At 31.9% G+C, this 3,202-nt stretch carries 2 protein-coding genes; one reads left to right on the top strand and one right to left on the bottom strand.

The window, feature by feature from the left end:
* A partial coding sequence (locus tag MR285_RS04240) for a stalk domain-containing protein (protein ID WP_293558348.1) occupies positions 1-1,848 on the top strand: 1,848 nt, incomplete at its 5' end.
* A 193-nt stretch (positions 1,849-2,041) separates the two neighbouring features.
* On the opposite strand, the gene MR285_RS04235 is transcribed toward MR285_RS04240, so the two are convergent.
* Positions 2,042-3,067 (bottom strand): ribonuclease H-like domain-containing protein, encoded by a 1,026-nt coding sequence (locus MR285_RS04235; protein ID WP_293558346.1) that lies wholly within the window; start codon positions 3,065-3,067, stop codon positions 2,042-2,044.
* Positions 3,068-3,202 lie beyond the last annotated feature (135 nt).

The raw sequence follows: 3,202 nt of genomic DNA, 5'->3' as shown, positions 1-3,202 counted from the left end.
GTTGATACAAAAATGGCAGTAGTAGATGAGGGTGAAACTCTTGAATCTGTAAGAAGCTACAACTACCTAATCACAGATTCACCACTACCACAAGCTCAAAAAGGCAAAGCTTACAATTACACAGTAGTTCCACAAGCAGCAGAAGGCTATGTATTTAAAAATGTAAAAGTTGAATTTATCACACCTGTTGATGGCTTAACAGCAAATGGAGATGTAATTTCAGGCACACCAAATGTAGCAGTAGCTGCAACAGAAGAGACTCCAAATGTAAAAGTAACTTATGATGTTTACAAATTATCAGATACAGGCAAAGAAGTTCTTATAAAAGAAGGTCATGTTGATAATGTTCCATTAGTAGTAACAGAAGATTTACCACAAGCTCAAGACTACACACCAGCATATGCAGATGGAACAGTAGAAAAAGGTAAAACTGTAACAGCAAGCCCAACCTTTACAAAAGATGAAGATGGATCCACTGTAACAGATGCACCAGTAAAATCTTATGCTTTAGGACCAAATGCACCAGAGGGAGCATCTATAAATGAAACAACAGGAGAAGTGACCTATACACCAGCAGAAGGACAAGCTGTAGGAGATGTAACAATTCCTGTAGTAGTAACTTATACAGATGAGTCAACAGATGATGCAAGCTACAATGTTACAGTAACAGATACAACCCCAGCAGGAGACAAAACAACTGTAGAAGGTCAAGCAACACCAGTAGATCCAACAGAAGAAAAACAAGGAACAAGCGTAGTTGTTAAAAATCCAGATGAAGGAACAAAAGTAACAGCAAAAGATGAAGATGGAACCGACATTCCAGTAGTAATCAATCCAGAAACTGGCGAAATCGAAGTAACTCCAGGAACAGATGTAGATGGACCAATCACAGTTACAATAACAGATGAAGACCTACCAGATGGAGAAGTTGTAGTAGAAGTTCCAGTAAATGGACACGAAAAAGGTAAAGACGACAACGGATCAGAAACACCAGCAGGAGATAATGAAACTACTATTGATGAAAGTGGTAAACATCCAGTAGATCCTACTGATGAAAGTCAAGGTACAGGCGTTATTATAAATAACCCAGAAGGCACTACTGTTGTTGCTGAAGATGAAGACGGCAATTATGTCCCAGTTGTAATAGACCCTAATGGTGAAATTGTCGTTACTCCTGGCACAGATGTAGATGGACCTATCGTAGTAACTATTATTGATTCTGACATTCCAGGTGGAAGTACTAAAGTTATTATTGATGTAAATGATCATGCTATTGGTAGAGATGACAACGGCAGTGGTTATGTATCTGGTGATGATTATTACTACTTCCCAGGAAGTCATTCAAGAGATCACAGAACTCCAACTTATCCAGTTTATACAATAGTACCTGAAAAGACTAAAGTTGGAACACCAGTTCACGACACTTTATGGTATGTATTCCATATAAATGAATACGAATATGAAGTTGTAAGAAATGGCGTTGTTACTAAACGTATAATGGATGTTACTCCTGTAATCCAAAATAATAGAACTATGCTTCCATTAAGATATGTAGCAGAAGCTATTGGAGCAGAAGTTAAATGGGATGCTAAGACTAGAACAGCAACATTTACTAAGGACGGTTTAACTGCTGTAATTCAAATTGACAGCGACGAAATTGTTCTTTCAAATGGAAAGACTATTAAGATGGACTCTAAACCTCTTAACATCAATGACAGAATTCTAGTATCTGTTACTAATGTAGCAAATGTATTTGGCTTAACTAACGGAAATACTGTTGATAAGGTAGACCAAGACATTGAATGGGACGGAGAAGCAAGAACAGCTACAATTTATATTAGAAGATAAGTTGTACAGATAAAGAAAGACCGATTGCTCGGTCTTTTCTTTTACATATATTTATGATTTTGAAGGGATTTTTATAAGTATAATTTTTATATTGTTTGCAACATAAAACTTAACTATAAGGATTTAATGACAAAATTTTAAAAAGATTTTAAAGTTTTAGACCATCTTCGATAATTTTAGATGGTCTAATTTTTTAATATTTTAACTCTTTTTCTATTATTTTTTTCATTACTTCTTTTTCGTTTTCAAATTTGTGATCTTTGTAATAGAGGATTATAATTTGTGATGGGCTTTTTAAATTTTCTCTATTTGAAATTTCAAAGGGAAGGTCTTTTTTTTGCAGGTAGTAGCAAAGATTTTTGTCGTCGTAAAGAGCGTCTTCTGTATTTATTTTTAGGCTGAATTTTTTATTTATAGTCAAATAGTCCTTTGTAAGTTTCCATTTATTTTCTAATTTGTAAAAATTTTCTTGCCCACAAAATTCTAAAAATACACTGGAATTTTTTATTGCATCTCTATTATTTATTTCAAGGGTGTATTGTTCCTCTGTGTTAAAGTAATTTTTCTCATAATTTGTCAGTCCCAAAATTTCTATTGTGTTGTCTTTTAGTTTTAAATCTTCAATAAAAAATATAAAGTTTGAGATATTAAGGGACAATTTTTTGTGAAGTTTTTCGCTGATTTTTGTGCCCAAAAGTATTAAGTTTTCTAGGCTAATAAAATTGTATTCTAAAATTTTTTCCAAGGCTTCTCTTTCGCCTTCTATATATTTTTTGAAGAGTGTTTTTATTTTTATGCCTTCGTAATTTTTCTTGTTTTTTAAAGCATCCTTTTCAATAAATTTTTCTATAAGCACTTTATTTGAATGTGAGGGCAGATTAAATATAAAATTATATTTTTTTGTGATTTCTTGTAGGTCAATAAAATTCAAGTCTACATCTTCATTAAAATAAAATTTTGCTTTTGATTTTATAAAGGGGATGTCAAAGGATTTGCCAGAGTAGGATACAAATTCTCTTTCTGAAATCAAAGGTAATACTTCTTCCAACAATTTTTTTTCTTCTTTAAAATTTTCCACGCAAAAAGTTTTTATAGTATCTGAATTTTTTTCTATTATACTCACTGCTATAATGGAGTCAATTTCTCGTGAAAGTCCAGAAGTTTCTATTTTTATGTAATTTTTTGGAGTCTTTTTAGTTTTTCTTTCTATTTTTTTCACTCTATCACCAATACAAGTATATCATTAATTTTTTTGTAAATTTATAATTTTTCACCATAATTCTAATTCCAATTATAAATAGAATCGGAATTGATCTTATAGTATAATATATGAGAAAGTTTTTATTATGATAGA

Origin of the sequence: Peptoniphilus sp. (assembly GCF_022767005.1) — a bacterium.
Taxonomy (GTDB): domain Bacteria; phylum Bacillota; class Clostridia; order Tissierellales; family Peptoniphilaceae; genus Peptoniphilus_A.
The sequence above is the reverse complement of the archived record's forward strand: the minus strand, read 5'-3'. Positions and strand labels throughout refer to the sequence as shown.